This is a genomic window from Paenibacillus soyae, assembly GCF_024623455.1.
Taxonomy (GTDB): Bacteria; Bacillota; Bacilli; order Paenibacillales; family Paenibacillaceae; genus Pristimantibacillus; species Pristimantibacillus soyae.
Genome location: NZ_JANIPJ010000016.1, coordinates 91,669 through 108,583, shown reverse-complemented (window position 1 = coordinate 108,583; position 16,915 = coordinate 91,669). Strand labels below are relative to the sequence as shown.

The 16,915-nt window shown below is 57.8% G+C and carries 5 protein-coding genes; 1 reads left to right on the top strand and 4 read right to left on the bottom strand.

What is annotated here, in order from left to right:
• Positions 1-6: 6 nt before the first annotated feature.
• The 4 genes from NQZ67_RS20745 to NQZ67_RS20730 all read right to left on the bottom strand — a co-directional run bounded on the left by NQZ67_RS20745 (position 7) and on the right by NQZ67_RS20730 (position 10,270).
• On the bottom strand, positions 7-984 hold the full coding sequence (locus tag NQZ67_RS20745) for an ABC transporter permease (protein WP_257449629.1): 978 nt from the start codon (positions 982-984) through the stop codon (positions 7-9).
• Positions 985-1,193: 209 nt separating this feature from the next.
• Positions 1,194-3,506, bottom strand: a complete 2,313-nt coding sequence (locus NQZ67_RS20740) for a helix-turn-helix domain-containing protein (RefSeq protein WP_257449627.1) — start codon at positions 3,504-3,506, stop codon at positions 1,194-1,196.
• Positions 3,507-3,671: 165 nt separating this feature from the next.
• Positions 3,672-7,082: an alginate lyase family protein gene (locus NQZ67_RS20735; RefSeq protein ID WP_257449625.1), complete on the bottom strand. Its 3,411-nt coding sequence runs from the start codon at positions 7,080-7,082 to the stop codon at positions 3,672-3,674.
• Between the two features lie 2 nt (positions 7,083-7,084).
• Positions 7,085-10,270, bottom strand: coding sequence for a heparinase II/III domain-containing protein (locus NQZ67_RS20730; RefSeq protein WP_257449623.1), 3,186 nt, complete (start codon positions 10,268-10,270; stop codon positions 7,085-7,087).
• A gap of 281 nt (positions 10,271-10,551) precedes the next feature.
• Here NQZ67_RS20730 and NQZ67_RS20725 point away from each other — a divergent pair, with 281 nt between their 5' ends.
• Entirely contained in the window at positions 10,552-16,866 is a 6,315-nt protein-coding gene (locus tag NQZ67_RS20725) for an immunoglobulin-like domain-containing protein (protein ID WP_257449620.1), read from the top strand.
• Positions 16,867-16,915: the final 49 nt, after the last annotated feature.

The following is a 16,915-nucleotide window of genomic DNA, read 5'->3' as shown; positions in this document are numbered from 1 at the left end:
TCCTTATTAGAAAATGGCGGATTCCGGCGCGAGCTTCTTCGCGATGGCATTGACGCTCAAGACGAGAAGGAATCCGATCAGGGATTGCATGAAGCCGATTGCGGCGGACATGCTCATGTCGCCAAGATCCATCATCGCCCGGAACAGATACGTATCGATGACGTCCGTCGTCGGATAGAGGGGAGGGTTGCGCCCGATAATCGCGTAGATCATGCCGAAGTCGCCGTTGAAGATGCCGCCGACGGCCAGAATGAGCAGCAGGATGACGGTAGGCTTCAGCAGCGGAAGCGTGATGAAGCGGATCTTCTGGAAGCGGCTGGCCCCGTCGATGGAGGCCGATTCGTAGATGTCGGGATTGATGCCCGATATCGTCGCCATGTACACGATCGAAGCGAAGCCCGCTCCGTGCCAGATCTTGAGCAGCACGAGAATAAACGGCCAATACTCCGGCGACGAAAGAAACTGCACGGGGGGTATGCCGAACGCGGACAGAATCTGGTTAATGAAGCCTCCGTCCGTCGCCACGAAGGCCATGACGAACATCGCGACCACGGTCCACGACAGGAAATGCGGGAAAATCATGACCGACTGGGTCAGCTTCTTGAACCATTTGCCCCCGAGCTCGGTGACCATCACCGCGATCGCGACGGCCGCAAGCGTATTGAAGACGATGAACAGCACGTTCAGAAACAGCGTGTTCGTCACGATTTGAATCCAGTCGTTCGACCGGAAGAAAAATCTGAAGTTTTTCAGACCGACGAACTCGCTGCCGGCAATGCCCTGCATCGCCTTGAAATCCTGAAAGGCGATAATGATTCCGCCCATGGGCAAGTAGGCGAAAACGAAAAACCAGATCATGCCGGGCAGGGCAAGCAAATACAGAAACTTATTTTTCAATAGTTCAAAGATGAAGGCCCCGATCGCGCTTCGTTTTTTGGACGGGGAATAAGCTTGTTCGGCGTAGCCGGCTGGGGTAGCGCTCATTGTTGTCGTTCCTCCTTCGCACTCGTTGCTGATGTCATGCTCCCACTTTATCGCCTCCGCCGCGAACGCAAAACCTCAAAAACCGTCCAAAAAGCATAAAAGACACGGAAACCATGGGTTTGAAATGCAATCATTCGATTAATTCCTGCCGAAATGGGAACGAATGAGCCCCCTATTTCTCCGAAAAAGGGGGCTTGTTCCGCTATGCTTCATGCTTCTTCCATCCGCTCGCCGCTGCTTTTCCGGAAGTGATCGGGCGTTTTTCCGCAGTGCTTCTTGAAGGAAATGTAAAAGTACTTCGTATTGTCGAACCCGACCATCTCGCCGATCCGATTGGCGGGCAAATCGGTGGTCAGAAGCAGCTCCTTCGCCTTCTCGAACCGGTGGTCCGTCAAATACTGGTTCAAAGAGACGCCGACGATATCCTTAAAAATTTTCCTCATATAGTTGACCGACAGCCCCGCGACGTCCGCCAGCATGTCCACGGTCAAGTTCGGATTCTCGTAATGGGCATGAATATGGCGCTTCAGCTTCTCCACGATCATGACGTTCTTCCGGGAAGACTGCCGATCCCTCAGGCTGATTGCCGTCTCGCCCAGCCCGATGAACCATTCCTCGATCTCGTCCAGCGTCTCCCACCTGTACAGCTGCTGGCCAAGCGTGCCGATATCGAGGCTGAGCCCGCTCAAATCGCCCGACGCCATCGCTTTGGAGGCTCTCGTTACGGTGAAGAGCAGCTGGTTCAGCAATAACATCGTTTCATCGTATGGCGCGTGGCGCAGCAGACCGAAATATTGCTTGAAGGCATCCGCCGTTCTTGAGGCGTCGCCGAGCTTCATGCTGTCGGTCACCTGCTTCTCCATGCCGGCGGACTGGCTGCCTTGGATCGACTCCCGGCTGGTCTCGATATCCGCGGGGATAAAGCATTTCCGACCATAGGCCAGCCGGTAACGCGAGCCGTTGTAAGCCGACTGCCACGACTGAGGAATTTGCCGGATGTCATCAACGTGCATGCCAAGAGATGCCGTGACCGACAGCTGCAGGAAACGCTCCGCGTTCCGTTGAATATCGAGCATCAGCTGCCTGAGCTCCTCGTCCTCGCCCTCCGGCTTCAGAAACAGAATAACGATCCGGTCCTCTCCTCCGTCGAAGCCGAACGATTGGAACCGCGGGGCTCCGAGCTCGTCCGCGATATTGGATACGCCGTATTTAAGCAAATACAGATCATTGGGGCTGTAGGCTTGCCTCAGCTCTTCGTAATGGTCCAGACGAAGCATGCCGATCTGGAACCCCGGAGCCGGAAGGCGAATGCCGAGCCGGGACAATCTTGCGGCCATGTCCGGCTCGCTGCTCCAGGCGCCCGCCGCAAGCTGGCGCAGCGTCTCCTCCCGTTCCGCATGCCGGTAACCGGCCATGCTCGTCTGCAGATCCTGCACCCTTCGCTCCAAATGCCGGAACGTCTTCGACAGCGTCTCGAATTCACTGGCCGACTCGGAATCCGGCGCCTTGGCGATATGCTTAAGCAGTCGGTGGATGGGACCGTAAATCATTCGCGTGAAAAAGAATCCGCTGACCATAACGGCGACCAGGATGACGGCCGTGACCGACAGGATGTACCCTCTGACCGCATTCACTTTGCCGAGCAGGCTGCCATAATTGACGTCGCCGATGAAAATCCAGCCCAGGCTGTCGGACTTGATGTAGAACAAGCGATGCGCGGTTCCGCCCGCTTCCGTCTCCACGACGCCTTGGGAGGCCTCAGCTTGCAGGATGGATTGAATGGCCGGCAGCTCAGAAACGTCCGTTTGGATCAACGCATCGTCCGAATGCGAGATGACGACGCCCTGCCGGTTTACGATCATTGACTGGAACGACTTGCTGCCCGCGCCGTTCATCATCATAGTCTGCAGGACCCGTTGATCCAAATTCAGGATCAGCGCTCCATTCGAAGCCTGATCGTCGCGGGTGCTCATGTAGGCGACGGATATGAGATTGCCGCTAAACGGTTTTGTATCGTGCACGAACGACGTATGGCGGGGAATGAAGATGCTCCCTCGCAACGATTGGGTATTTTCGAGCAGATGAAGAATTTGCGAATCGTAAAACTCGTCGAACGACCGGACGGTCGTCAGCGACGAGAAAGCCAGCTTCTGCCGGGTGTTGAGCAAATAAACGGAATGGACCATCGGATTCGTATTGGCGAGGTCCGTCAGGGTGCCCCCGATTCTACCCATCATGGCGGTGTCGAACGAATGCGCGTAGAAGCCCGCTTGAATGTCCGGCGAAGCGTAAGCGTTTGCAAAATGCCGGTACGTCGAGCTGAGCAATATATTCGCCGTATTATAGGATTGCTCCAGCGAGCGGTCCGTCGACTCGGTCAATTCGTCCTTCAGGCTCTCGGAAACTCTTGATGTGATGGCAAGGGTCAGCGCCGCAAGGATGATCAGGCCCACGAATAGATAGGATAAGATAATTCGGACTAACAAGCTCTTCCTAAGCAAAAAGCCGCGAACGACGTTCATAAGCTCCTCCTTCGTCTCTGTTTCGTTGTACCCACCATTATAAAAACAAGCCGGCATGCTTTGTATGCGGTTTTTTTGGCGAAATGTACGGTTATTTAAGATTCCACGCGAAATAGACATGAGACGCGCGTCTCATGCCTTCCTTTCGTATCGGTTTGCCATGACTTACTTGCCTTCCGCCAATTCCTCCCGGATCAGCATGCCGTTCCGGAATTCCCGCAGCATTACGGAGTTACGGTCCGAATCCATGTGCTGCACGGTTATCGCTTGCGCGCGTCCGTCCCGGAGCTCGACTCGCACCGTATTCTCGTCCAGGGCATGGACCGACTCGACCATTCGTCCGGCTTCGTAAGGCTCGATTACCGTAACGAATCGTCCGGTTCGGCCCGTCGTCCGGATGCCGTAAGTGACGCGTCTCTGCGACTCGTCTCCCGGAAAGGCGTCCGCGCCGATCAATCCGACGAACCGGACGGCCTGAAGCTTCGTTAAGTCGACGCGAATGACCGCCTCCCGGTCATGGTCGACGGGGCTCGTCGGGATCGCATGGGGATATTCATTCCCTACGATCGTGACGCGGCCGCCCTCGTAATCCCGCCCGATTCCGAAGCCCGGATCTACATTGACGTATTCGGGAGACAGCTCGCTCAGAAGAAGCTTCTCGCCGTCAGCCGTCTGGATAGAGGCCTCGCCCCAGAACAGTCCTTGCCTGGTCCGCTCGGGGTATCTTTGTTCGGTATAGGTCGGGTAGTTGCGGACGCGCAGCGTCAAGGTTTTCGCGCCTTCTTCGATTGCCGCATCGACCTTGCCTTCGCCAAGAATCCACGCCCCGAAGCCGCCTTCCGCTATGGTGACGCCATCCGCCTCCACCGCGTATTCCATCGGTATTGTAATGCCGTGATTCTCGGCGGCCCGGCCGACGATCTGTACCGTCCGCCTCGGCCATGCGGTATGCACATCCAGCTTGAGCGGACCGGGTTCGTTGTAAGCCGTCCGGGTCCCTCTCAAATCCTCTCCTTCGCCGAATAACGTCTCGAAGCGCGCGACGCTCGTCCCTTCCGCTTCGTACCAATGGCATTCCGTAATGAACTGCGCGTCCGATAACGGATGGTCCGACCACTGGCTTGTATGGTTGGTCCGAACCAACCGTTCCGCTGTCAGCTCCTTAAAGCCTTTGATCTGGAACAAGCAGTCGTATTGATGCTCGATCTCCCCTTGCAGGAAGTCGAACAGGACGATGAAATCATCGGTTACGGCCATCACCCGTTTCTGCCGCACGGGCTCCGTGTATGCCGACAGCTCGCCGTATTCGGCGCCTTCCGGCGCTTCCGGGAGATAGCTGGCATTCATGGCGCAGCGTTCCTTCAGCGTTTCTTTCTCCCGGTAGACCATGCCTCCGTAAGGCGGGAACGCCCAGGCGGAGGTCGTCTCGACCGCCGCGGCCTGGATCGCTTGACCGCTGTAGAATAGAGTCCTTCTGGAATCGGCAGGCACCTGCATCTTCCCGTCGACGACGACCATGTTCTTCGTCATGGAGTTCTGCACGTAAAATTTGTACATGAAATGGGCGTAGCCCCACCAGACATGCTCCGGGTTGAAGAAGCTGCGTCCGTAACGCATGACCGACAACAGGCCCGTCCGGTCGAAATGTCCGTGCGCGTAACCATGGGAGCCGTAACGGAGCACCGCCTGGATCTGCCGCCGCCGCTCCCTTCCCGGCGCTTGGCTCCGAAGCATCGCGATGCCCACGTTATCCGCGAACGAGTTCGCCATCGCGCGAGGGGACGCGGTTTCCGGCAGCTCCGCGTGACCGAATATCGGATCCGTCTCCCCGTTCATCCGGATGACCGGGACGTATTGGGGATCTTGATAATACAGGTATGCCAAATCGTACGTCGACCCGAAATGAACGCCCTCCAGCTTCCTTTCCACGGAATCGCTGATGCCGAACAGCACGCCTCTATCATCTAAAAAGGGCAGCGGAGCATCGAACATGTCTTTTATCCGGACATAGCTTTTGCGATTGCCGCCCCACCTTTTGTTCACCATTCCGAAGCGAACCTCCGCATCTCTGCCGCCGAACGTGCTGTTCACCTCATCGTTGAACGGAACGGCGAAATGCTCGTGCAAAATATTTATGCCGAAGGGAAGCAGCGCATGCGCCGTATGGATGTACATCGACGATACCCACGTGTTGTAGCTGACCGAGCATTCGTACCACCAGCCGTCGTTGAACACGCCGTAACGCAGCTGCTCGATGGAGCCGCCCGGTCCGAACACGAACCGCAGCGCCCTCTCCATGTCTTGAATCGCGAGGGCGCAGTAGAAGGCGCCCGTGATCTCGGACAGCAGCCAGTTGGATATATACCCTCTGCGGATGTGATGATCCAATATATCCATATAAAGACGGAAGCATGTTTCCACGCCTTCGCGCTCCTCCGGCGTCAGCACGCCCGCATCATGGATAATGTCGTACGGGATGGCGAGATGCTGGAAGAAGTGCCCTTCCTGCACGTAGCTTTGGCTGCAGCCCTTCTTCTTCCTTGGATAGCCGCTGTTCTCGTCGATGAAATAACGAAGGAACTGCGCTACTTTGTCCGCGTACCGCTTCTCCCCCGTCAAAGCATAGGCGTAAGCCGCGGACATGATGTAATGCTCTTCGCTCGTATCATAGCAGTAATCCCGCTCCTCTACCGGAACAGGCGGCTTCACGACCCAGGCCTCCGCATCCGCCAAGATGCGCGCATAGCCTGGGCGGAAGCATTCATATCGGTCAATCAGCGCCCTGCGCTCCGCCCATTGCTCCTTGTTCCAATAAATATACGGATGCGCAAGCTTGCGCATCGTCTTCAGCTCCACACGGCTCTCGCTTCCGCCGTCGCCGTTCGCGACGAAGCCGAGAACGGTCGTCTCGTGGCCGCCGGGCACCATGGAGTCGCGCACCGTCAAAGAAGCTGTTATGCCACGGCTTTCGAAAGGCTCCAAGACGAACTGCCTAGGCGTTAGTTCCGCATGCAAGGCTTCCCAACCGTCATACTTCTGGTTGACGGCGACGAGCTGGCGGCTATCCGTGCAGTTATGGACGGTTATCTCGTAAGCGACCTGTTCGCCGGCTTCGCCCGATTTGCCCCTGATGTCCGCTTGGACAAACAGCTTCTCCCCGCGTACCAGACGCGCCGAACGAAGCACTGCATTGCCTTGCAGCTCAAGACGGTTCAAGAACCGCCAAATATTGGACTTGGCCGCTTCGATCTCGAAGTCCTCCAGCCTCACCCTCAGCTCGTGACTGCCGGCTCCGGCGACGGATAGCTTGGCCTGAAGCTTCCGATCGTCCGCGAAATGGGCATGAAGGATAAGCTGTGCGGTTTCATCCTCCGTATGCAAGTCGAGCAGGAAGCCGTACCAGCCCATTGCATCCAGCGCGCGGTCATTCCCCCGCTCGAAGCCGATCGGATACCAGCCTGCGGCGTCGTCCGGCGCGGGGTATTCGAGTACCAGCTTATCCTGCAGCCGGTAGCCTGAGTCTGCAGCTGTTCCGCTCACCTTCCATTCTTTGAGTAAATCGATGCGAACCTTCATGGTTATCTATCTCCTTCCTGGCCCTGCCGGAGAAATCGGATGCCGTAATGATCGTCTGCCGGCGTCAGACTTATCGATTCATTCCCTGCTTGGACCGTAATCGTACCGCTCGGCTCGACTGCGATTGCAAGCCCCGGCGCCTTCCTCTCCTTCGGATGCAAGACGGTCAGAAACCCATCCTTCGCGTCGGCGACGGCACGGATATAGTCCATCATGGAGAAGCCCTCATCCCCGCTGTCGAAGAATGGCGTCGACCGCCCTTTCTCCAGCCTAATCTCCCGAACCGGAGCTAGAAACGCCGTCTCGAGATCGACTCCGTACGTACCCTCCGAATAAAGCCTGCTCCCTTCGAGCTTGGTTTGACTGGCGGCTACGGGCAGCGAGAATAGCACCTTCCCGTCGAAATCCTCGACCGTGTCGCGGATGACATACAGCTCCGGTTCCTTCATATAAGAAACATGCCGGATATGGCGACCTTTCCCTTCGGGATTGGCAATCTCGATCGTAATGCTTTCCACCGAATCGCCTAGCGAGACGTTCAGCACCCGGCTGGTACGGGGCACGTCCACCCAGCCGCGTTCCAGGCTGTACGTCCCCGCGGACAAATTGATCATGCCCTCTCCGTGCTTCGAGATATCCGAGCGGGTCGTCGCAAACTGCAGGCAGGCATGGGAATAGGAGCTGATATGCCAGCTGGTGCTGCTGTCGAAGTAGCCTTCGATTCCCGAATCCATGACGAGAGGAACCGAATTCTTATACAGGATGAACGAGCCTTGATCCAGATGGCCGTGGCCGATAGGCTCGGGACTGGACATGATGGCGAAGTAGCTTTGCTTCCGCTCGCCGAATCCGTTCCGGAATATATAAATGCCCGCGTCGGGGAAGCGGTCCGTGGAGCTTAGCCGAAGCGGCTCGGCAGGCAGACGGATGTCCGTTTGGACCAACATATTTTCCAGTACGATGCCTTCCCCCCACAGCTTCTTGAACGGTCTGCCCGCCGCCGTCCATGTCTGGTACATCCGGCCCGCCAGCTCGGGATCGAGCCTTGCGATCTCCCCCATATAGACGGGGAAGCTGCCGAATTCCCCGCCTCCGCCGAGCGCGTGATCGCCGAATGGCGGCGTTCCGACGCGCCCGGAGAAGAAGTCGTAGCCCGGGGTCTGCATCTCGATGCTGAAGCCGAACATTCTCGCCAGCGGCGTTGTTTCGAACCAATTCTCTCCCATGACATGGTGCAGGACCTTCGCATAGCCGGCGAACCGTTCAAGCGCGGCATGATGGTAGCGAATCGATTCGGGCCAGGACGAATCCGGGTTCACGTTCAGCTCGAGCTGGGCCTTCAATACCGCGTTCGCGTTGTACAACCACGCATGCCGGTTCGGGAAATCGGGCAGCGCCATCATCATGAGCCCGGTTCCGGCGCACATGTCCGTCTGCCAATTGGTGCAGCCCGCCTGCGCTTGGTCAGGCGTCCATTCGGTACGGTCCCGGAGGTCCAGCATGTAGCGGAGCAAATAATCGACCAAGCGATAGAATCGATTCTTCTCTTCGCCCGAGAAGACGTCCGCTTGCCGGATCAAGGAATAGCTGACGGCCGCGCTGCTCAGCAGCCTGCCGCCTTGAACCGCGCCGTAGCTGTCGCTTCCTTCCGGGCGCAGATTCGTCGCCATCCAATGCTCGGCGCCCTGACAGAAGTCATGGAGAATATACAGGATCGCGTGCTTGACCTTGCGCGCGTGTTCTATCTCACCCGTCATCGCATACCGGACCGCATCGCACTGCATGGCCAGCTGGAATCGGCCTCCCGGGATAGAGGATTTCCGGTTGAACCGATGCTCGAATTCGCCAACCAGCCTACCCGCCTCGTCCAGAAACGCGATGACGGTTTTTATTCCGCTCTTCAGCTTGCCGTCCAGCTTCGCCGCGAACGTCAGCGTATACCCGGCTTCGGCCTCTATCTCGAACGTCTCCCCGTATCGCCAGGAGCCTTCGTCTTGCCGGGTCGGATTACAGATATACAGAGAACGTCTGAGGCCGCCTTCGGCATAACGCGCCGAGGTTTGCGAGGACGGATTGGCGGATTCCGGCCGGAGCCGGTCGCCTCCCCCGCAGAAAGGGTACTCCCGCTCCCATTTCATGACGGGGTTCCCGCTCCGCGCTTCCGGGACCCAGCCGTCTGGCGCGTCGCCTCCCTCGTCGAACCCCGCGTTTCGAATGGTCAGACTTCCTCCGCTTGCCGACAGGATATCCAGGTCATCGATCCACACATGGCCAAGCCCGTCTTCCTCGTTTTCTTCCGATGGCAGCACGAAGGAAATCGTCGCCCGAACGGCATGCTTCGGCGTTCGGAAATTAACGATTTTGTCCGTGGAGCTCCACAAATAGAAGTGTTGATTCAATTCGCCGTAATCCGCCTCGCCGTCCATCATCATGGCGCAAGCCTTCTGAATATATTCGAGGCTGTAATGCTCGGAGATCCGCAGCATCTCCTCATACTGCCTTTGCACGAGCGCATCCGATTCGACCGTCTCCTTTACCCGCTTCCGTCCCTCTTCGTCGAAGTACAGGGATGCCGATGGGTCCACATCCGTCCGGAGCACGCGGGAATGGCGAAGGTCGCGGGTCCGGTCGGCGACGTTCACGACGGCCAGCGCCAATGCTTCCTCGGAATGCTCCGACCCGAGAGCCTGTTTGGCCGACTCCAGCACAAGAAGCGATTCCCGCAGCTTCCTGCCTGCCTCTTCGTTGCAGCAGCCGACCTCCGTCCCGTACTTCGCTTCCGCGAGCAATTCCTTCGCCTTCGAAATCGCAAGCTCCGCTCTGCTTAGGAGCTTCTCCCTGCTGCCTCCGAGCAACTCCTGCCGTTCAAACCATTCGAGCGCGGGCTCCAGACCGTATTCCGCGTACACGCTGCCTTCTTCCTTGAAGGGCGGCACCATCGTAAACCGTTTGCCGGCAAACCGAATGGCCTCCTCCTCGCGCTCGCGCGGAGCGTAAAACTCGCGATTACGGGAGAACGGCAGGGTCGCCTTGCCGTCCAGCGCTTCTCGCGCCGCTAGCAGCATGTCCTTCAATGCCAGCTTCGTTCCTTCCGTGAAATACCGGCCCCTCGTCTCCAATAATTCGGCCGCCCGGTCCGCCAAAGCCTGAAGCTTCTCTCGATCACCGGTTTTCGTTGCCTTCGTCACAACGCTTCCCCCCTTGTCGTTTGCTCCATTTTCCCACGGGGTCCATACGGCGGGTAAGCACGGAATATTAATGATCGGGTTAAGATGTAACGATTGTCGTCCGCCTGCCATGCGGCAAGTCTGCCTTCCGAAATTGGCGATGCTCAAATTTTGAAGATCGTAAGAATCCATGCTTCTGCTTGTGCTACTTTGTCGGAGGGAGGTGAAGACGCAACGAATATTGTTGCAACCGTTTACAACCGTTTGAAATGACTGATCAAAAAAGGGAGGTTACCCCCGCAATGCACAAAACATTATGGAAGCGCGCCCTTTCCACCACTCTGGCAGCCAGCATGGCTCTCAGTCTGACGTTGGGAGCTGTTCCCCCTGTTTACGCAGCCGATGACCCTGCTCCAAGCACGGTCGTGGTCAAGTTGAGCCCGACCGACGACGCCAGCGTCAACGCGAGCAGCAGCGCGGTGAATACGAACTATGCGTCAGGCACGCTTATCCTTGGCGCGGGCAGGCAGTTCATGATGAAGTTCGACCTGTCCGGCATTACGGACCCGATTACGGGCGCCACGCTCAAGCTTTACAAGACGAACACGAACGCCGCCACTTTCTCCGTATACCGCAGCGAAGCCGACAGATGGTCCGAGGCCTCGGTCACTTATGCCAATAGACCTGAAGATCCTGCCGAAGACAGTCTCATCGAGAACGCCTGCGGAAGCAGCCTTTGCGCGGCTAACGGCGGAGCCGGCACGTTGGTGCCGATTCAGCTGACGGATGCCGTCTTGGCCGAATCGGCCGGAGACAAGCTCCTCTCTCTCGTGTTTAAGAGGGACAATATCGCGGCCACCCCCGGAGCCGACCTGGCCTCCAAAGAACATGCGAATGCCGCATGGAGGCCGGTTCTCGAAGTTTCGACGCTAAGGCACTTGACCGACACCGAGCGCGTAGCGAATGATAAAGCCCGTCTCCTCGAGCAATTCGACAATCAGACGGTAACGGACAATTTGACGCTTCCGGCCGAAGGCGAGACGAATACGGCCATCGCTTGGAGCTCAAGCCATCCGGAGATTCTGAGCGAATCGGGAGTCGTCGCCAGACCGGAATATACCGAATCCGACGTGCAGGTGACCTTGACCGCGAACATCGCCTTCGGGTCCGTCACCGACACGGCCGATATGACGGTGACGGTGCAGAAACAACCAACGCCTACCGACGATCAGCGGGTCGCTCGCGACAAAGGGCTTCTAATCGGCGAGTACAACAATATGACCGTCTACGAGGACGTCATCTTGCGCTCCGTCGGCAGCTACGGCTTCTCGGTCATCGGATGGTCCTCCGACAGTCCTGACGTTATCACGAATGCCGGCAAGGTTACCCGTCCCGCCGCTGATGGACAGGACGCCAATGTCAAGATGAGGGCCGTTCTTACGTATGGCACCGTATCCGAGACGATTGTCCTGAATATGCTCGTGCCCAAGCTCGGCGAGCGTACCGACTCGAAGGAGCAGCAGGCTCTGTCAGATATGCTGGAGCTCGCCGCCCGGCTGAAGGATCGTTACTCCGTCGGCTCGAATCCGGGGCAGGTTCCCCAGTCCGCTATGGATCAATGGACCGCGCGGATTGCGTCAGCGCAGAGCGCGCTTTCCGATCCTGCGGGCGATCTGGAGCTCGGCATCAAGCAGCTGCGGGAGGGCGGCACAGCGTTCCTGAAGAGCATCGCGGCCTCTGACCGGGTCATTGACGCCGAGGCGAACAAGCTGGAATTTTCGGCCTACCGGAAGGAGCTGATTGCCCTTGTATGGGAAGCGGAAACGCTGCTGCTCATCGATCCGGAGATGCATACGCAAGCGTCGAAGCAAGCCATTCGGGATCAAATCGATCATGCCGAAGCCGTTCTGGCCGGCACGTACGAAGTGCCTTTCGTTCGCCACCGGGAGTTCTACAAGCCTAGACCCGATGAGGATATTCAATTCGCCATCGAGCATTACTCCAAAGCGTCGCATCCGTATTCCCAGAAATACGGTCTCAAAGAGCTCATCGCTTTGTATCCGGACAGCCATATTCTGGCCGGCACGTACCAGACCGTCCGGTTGCAGCCGACGGACGACGCCTTCGTCTGGACTTCGGAGAAGACGACGACGCACAACGGAAGCAGTCTGATCTACAGCGAAGGACGAACGGCCTACATGAGGTTCGACCTCTCCGGGGTCGCCGGCGCCGTGAAGAAGGCGGAGCTGCGCGTCACGAACTGGAAATCCGACCGCAATACGACCCAAGTGCATTACGAAGCCAACGACGATTGGCAGGAAAGCACGCTTGTCTACCCGGCAACAGGGGAGCCCGAGTTGGGACCGATCGTGAAGACGTTTATTCTAGGCGCCAAGGATGCAGCGGGCACCGGTTATGCGGACCTGACGACGCCGGTGAACGTCGAGCTGCTCGGGGATCAAGTATTGACCCTTGGCTTCAGCAACGTCCCGGGTACGCGCTGGGCTTCGGAAATCCACTCGAAGGATACGGCCAATCCGTCCTATCGTCCGTATCTGGAGCTGAGCCTGAACCAAATCGTGGATGCCAAGCTCCAGGAGAAGTTCGATCGCATCGTCGGGCTGGCGAATGAGCTTGCCGGGAACGCCGTCGTTGGCGATGAGGGCTGGCAATATCCGCAGGCGGTCGTGGACGCGGTGAAGGCAAGCGTTGCCGCCGCGAAGCAGGCAAATTCGGAGGGCGATCCGGAGCGGACGGCTGCCGCGTTGGTTCAGGTGTACGACGCGATGAAAGCGATGCGCGACGCTCAAGTTCTGCGAAGCGAAGCGGAGCCCGGCTCCAGTCTTTATTGGACGGAAAACGGATTGCAGGAGCTGAGAGACAAGATTGAGCAAAACCCCGATCTGAAGACCAAGTACGAGGAAGCAAAGCAAATCGCGGATGAGCAGTCCTTGGAGGATATCCTGGCTCAAAGATCGTTCTTGCAGTCGGAGATCGACTATGATGCCGCGAATGACCGTTACAAGCTGTGGAGCAGCTCGGAACCGCTCAATTTCACGCCCCCGGCCGGCACCGCTTCCATTCGGCTGCAGTTCACATTGGACGCCGCGGACAACGAAGCAGGCGGTCTCGGCCATGCTTGGGTGGACAATGTGAAAATATCCCCTGCCGACGCGGCGGACCTGAATATCCGGAACGCCGATTTCGAAGAGGGCGAGCTGGCGCCGGAGCATTGGACGCCAACCGCCGTCAAAGGCAATCCCATTATGAAATGGGAGAATCGCGCCAATTACAGCAGCACGGGTAATCGCTCCCTGTATATCGAAAATCCGACCTCGAGCGATCAAGGCGCATGGACGTCCCAGCAGGCGATTGCCGTAGCGCCGGGGCTCTCCCATACGCTGACGTTCGCCGCCAAAATCGACGGCAAGCTCAAAAGCGGCGTGAAAGCTATTATTACTTATAAAGACGCGAACGGATCGACGCTCGGCTCCGCGGAGCTTGTCACGAACCGGAAATCGACGATCGCTCCTCCGTCGAATCTGGCGGTACAGGCGAACGCGCTGACATACGCCATAACCGGAGATATCGACTACGCCCGCAAAACGAAAGAGCTGGTCGATCTCAGGCTGAACGACTTCCTGCAAGGAGCCGAGCATTGGCTGGTCAAGGACTCCAGGCCGGATAACATCGATGCTTACGGCAAGGTACAGGGCGGCCGCGTCGCCTCGATCGTCGCATCGGCATTAACGTTCATTAAGGACGCAGAGGTTTATTCCGACGAGGAATATCGCAACCTGATTCGCAAGTTGAATTACTTCATGCTGTTCCTGAACGACGGCAGAGACCGGAACGAACTGGACGATTATTCGGTGCAGCTCGGCGCGTCCAACTGGGAATCCGACGCCGTGCTCGGAGCAAGTATGCTCGCCATGGTGTACCCGGAGCTGGACAACGCCAAGCAGTACATCGCGAACGCCAATAAACTGATCAAGGCACAGCTGCAGTATGCCGTAGGCGACGAAGGCGAATGGCCGGAATCCGTCCGTTATCACTTCGCCGTGCTTCAGCGGTTCGCGGCTTACGCCAAGTCGCTGCGCAATCAGACCGGCGAGGACTGGTTCGCGCTTCCGAAGCTGGTGAAGATGTTCCAGTACAACATGGAAGTCCAGACGCCGGCTTACGCCTTCACCGGCGGTTCCATCAATTCGCCGGTATTCGGCGACGATACGATGACCGCGGGCAACGAGTTTTCGCTTCTCGGCATTTATTACGACGAGGTGGCGAGAACGAACGAGACGCTCGCGTCGCATATGTACCAGACCTGGGTGAAAGCGGGCAGCAGGCTGCCGGCCAACGGTGTCGAAACGATCCTGCTCGAGAGCTTCTTCGCCCCGCTCGATGACGGACCGGCTCATTCGCCGCTCGCGCTTCAATCGACGGACCGGTATAAGGGCGTCGGCCTCGTCATGTTCCGCGATCATTTCGGGACGCCGAAGGACACGTTCATGTCCATTATGGCGAACGCGGCGCCGCTCGGTCACGGACATTACGACCAAGGCAGCTTTACGTTGTATGCGGACAGCACGCCTCTGGTGCTTGATCCCGGCATCGAAAGCTATTTTGCAGGAACCAAATCCTGGTACGTCGGTTCCGCTTCGCACGCCACGGTGCAATTCAGGAAAACGGACAACTGGTCTTACCTGAATACGCCGGCGGTCAGCACGAACCACGCTTTTACGACGAATGAGCATTTAGATACGATGTCGCTGCGAATCGCCGATTCGAACGCGAATTCCGCGGGCTCTCAGACAAGAACGATCGCTTACGTGAAGGATGGCCTCGAAGCGTTCCTGATCTGGGACCGGATTCAAGGCTCACCATCGGCCGAGACGATCTGGAATTTGCCCGTCGCCTCCGCTGCTCTGTCGGATATCGACGGCAACAAAATTACGTCGACCGGCCATTTCGGCATGGATCTGGAGACCACGATTCTTCAGCCGGCCAACCCGTCGATTACTCAGGAATGGGGCCGGGCCACGAATATGGTTCCTGCCGTCGACGGCGAAACGAAGCTGGAATATATTCGCGTAACGAACGATCCGAATCAAAACTACTTGACCGTGCTCTATCCGAAAGCGAAGGGCGCGGAAGGACTGAAAAAAGCCGAAAAGCTTCCTATCGGCGCGGGTCCCGTCGATGTGTATTTGCTGGAGACGGCTTCGGGACAGCAGGCTTACGCTGTCGTCAATAACGGCGATGCGGATGCGCAAATCGTTCTCCCATCAGCCAAGTCCCTCGCGGACTTGAAGACCGGGACGGGATATCCTTCAGTGGGTGGCGAAGTGACCGTAACGGCGGCGGCCGCGAGTCTGACCGTGTTCAAGGCGCCGGCCGAGCAGACTCCGGATATTCCGGACGGCTCCGGCATAGGCATCGTCCTTCCAGGCGGCCAGGATCTGCTCAACATTGGCCAAGACGGCGTAGTGGATGCCGGGACGCTCGGGGACGCCTTGAAGCAATCCGCGCGCGTGACGATTCAAACCAAAGGGGACATCGTCATCCTTCCCGCTTCCGCTCTAGCCGAGACTGCCGAAGGTTCTGACGCAGAACTGGAAATTATAACCGCGAACGGTACTTACCTCTTGCCGCTGGCTGTTCTTGATTTGCAGAAGCTTTCGGCGGAGTTTAATGTGCCAATGACCGAGCTTAGTATTCATGTCGGCGTAACGAAGGTGGCAGGCGAAGCGGAGCAAGCCGTAATCGACAAGATGACTTCCATAGGAGCTTCGGCGCTTGCGGATGTGATCGACTTCAGCCTGACCGTGCGATCCTCGGTCGGTAAGTCCGTCGCCATCGAAAGCTTCGGCAGTTTGTACGTGAAACGGACCATTCCGCTGAGGGAGCCCGCTTCTTCGTCCGCCACGGTCGCTTTATTCGACCCGGCAACAGGCATCTTCTCCTTCGTGCCGAGCCGGTTCGGGGAGTCGGAAGCGGAGTTCTACAGGCCGGGCAACAGCATCTATACGGTGCTGGAAGTAAACAGAACGTTCGAGGATCTGGTTGGTCACTGGGCCAACTCGGATATCGAGCAGATGGCCGGCAAGCTGATCGTAAACGGAGTGACGGCCGCGTCCTTCGCTCCGGAACGGGAGATAACGAGAGCGGAATTCGCGGCGCTGATCGTCCGCTCGCTAGGTTTAACCATCGACGGTGACGGCAAAACCGGCTTCAGCGACGTCGGAAGCGGCGATTGGTACGCGGCTGCCGTCGCGACAGCCGTCAGCGCAGGCATCGTGAACGGCTATGCCGATGGAACCTTCCGTCCCGAAGCCTTCATCACGCGCGAAGAGCTTGCGGCTATGGTCATCCGTGCCCTGAAATTTGCCGGAAATCCGGCTGAAGAGCTTTCTTCGGATGAGCTGGCGGACATCTTAGGGGAATCCAAGGATGCCGATTACATCGTCTGGGCGCATCAAGAGCTTGCCCAAGCGGTACGTACCGGCATCGTGATTGGGAAGGAAGAATTCATGCTGGCACCGAGGGCCTTGGCAACTCGCGCCGAAGCCGCGGTTATGATAAAGCGATTCCTGAAACAAGCCGAATTTATCGACTAACTGTTCTTTTGGGATTTCTGTTCGATGCAGAAAGGGACGCGATTCGGAT

Coding starts and splice junctions, on each gene's coding strand:
- NQZ67_RS20745 (WP_257449629.1), bottom strand. CDS start 984: ATGAGCGCTACCCCAGCCGGCTACGCCGAACAAGCTTATTCCCCGTCC.
- NQZ67_RS20740 (WP_257449627.1), bottom strand. CDS start 3,506: ATGAACGTCGTTCGCGGCTTTTTGCTTAGGAAGAGCTTGTTAGTCCGA.
- NQZ67_RS20735 (WP_257449625.1), bottom strand. CDS start 7,082: ATGAAGGTTCGCATCGATTTACTCAAAGAATGGAAGGTGAGCGGAACA.
- NQZ67_RS20725 (WP_257449620.1), top strand. CDS start 10,552: ATGCACAAAACATTATGGAAGCGCGCCCTTTCCACCACTCTGGCAGCC.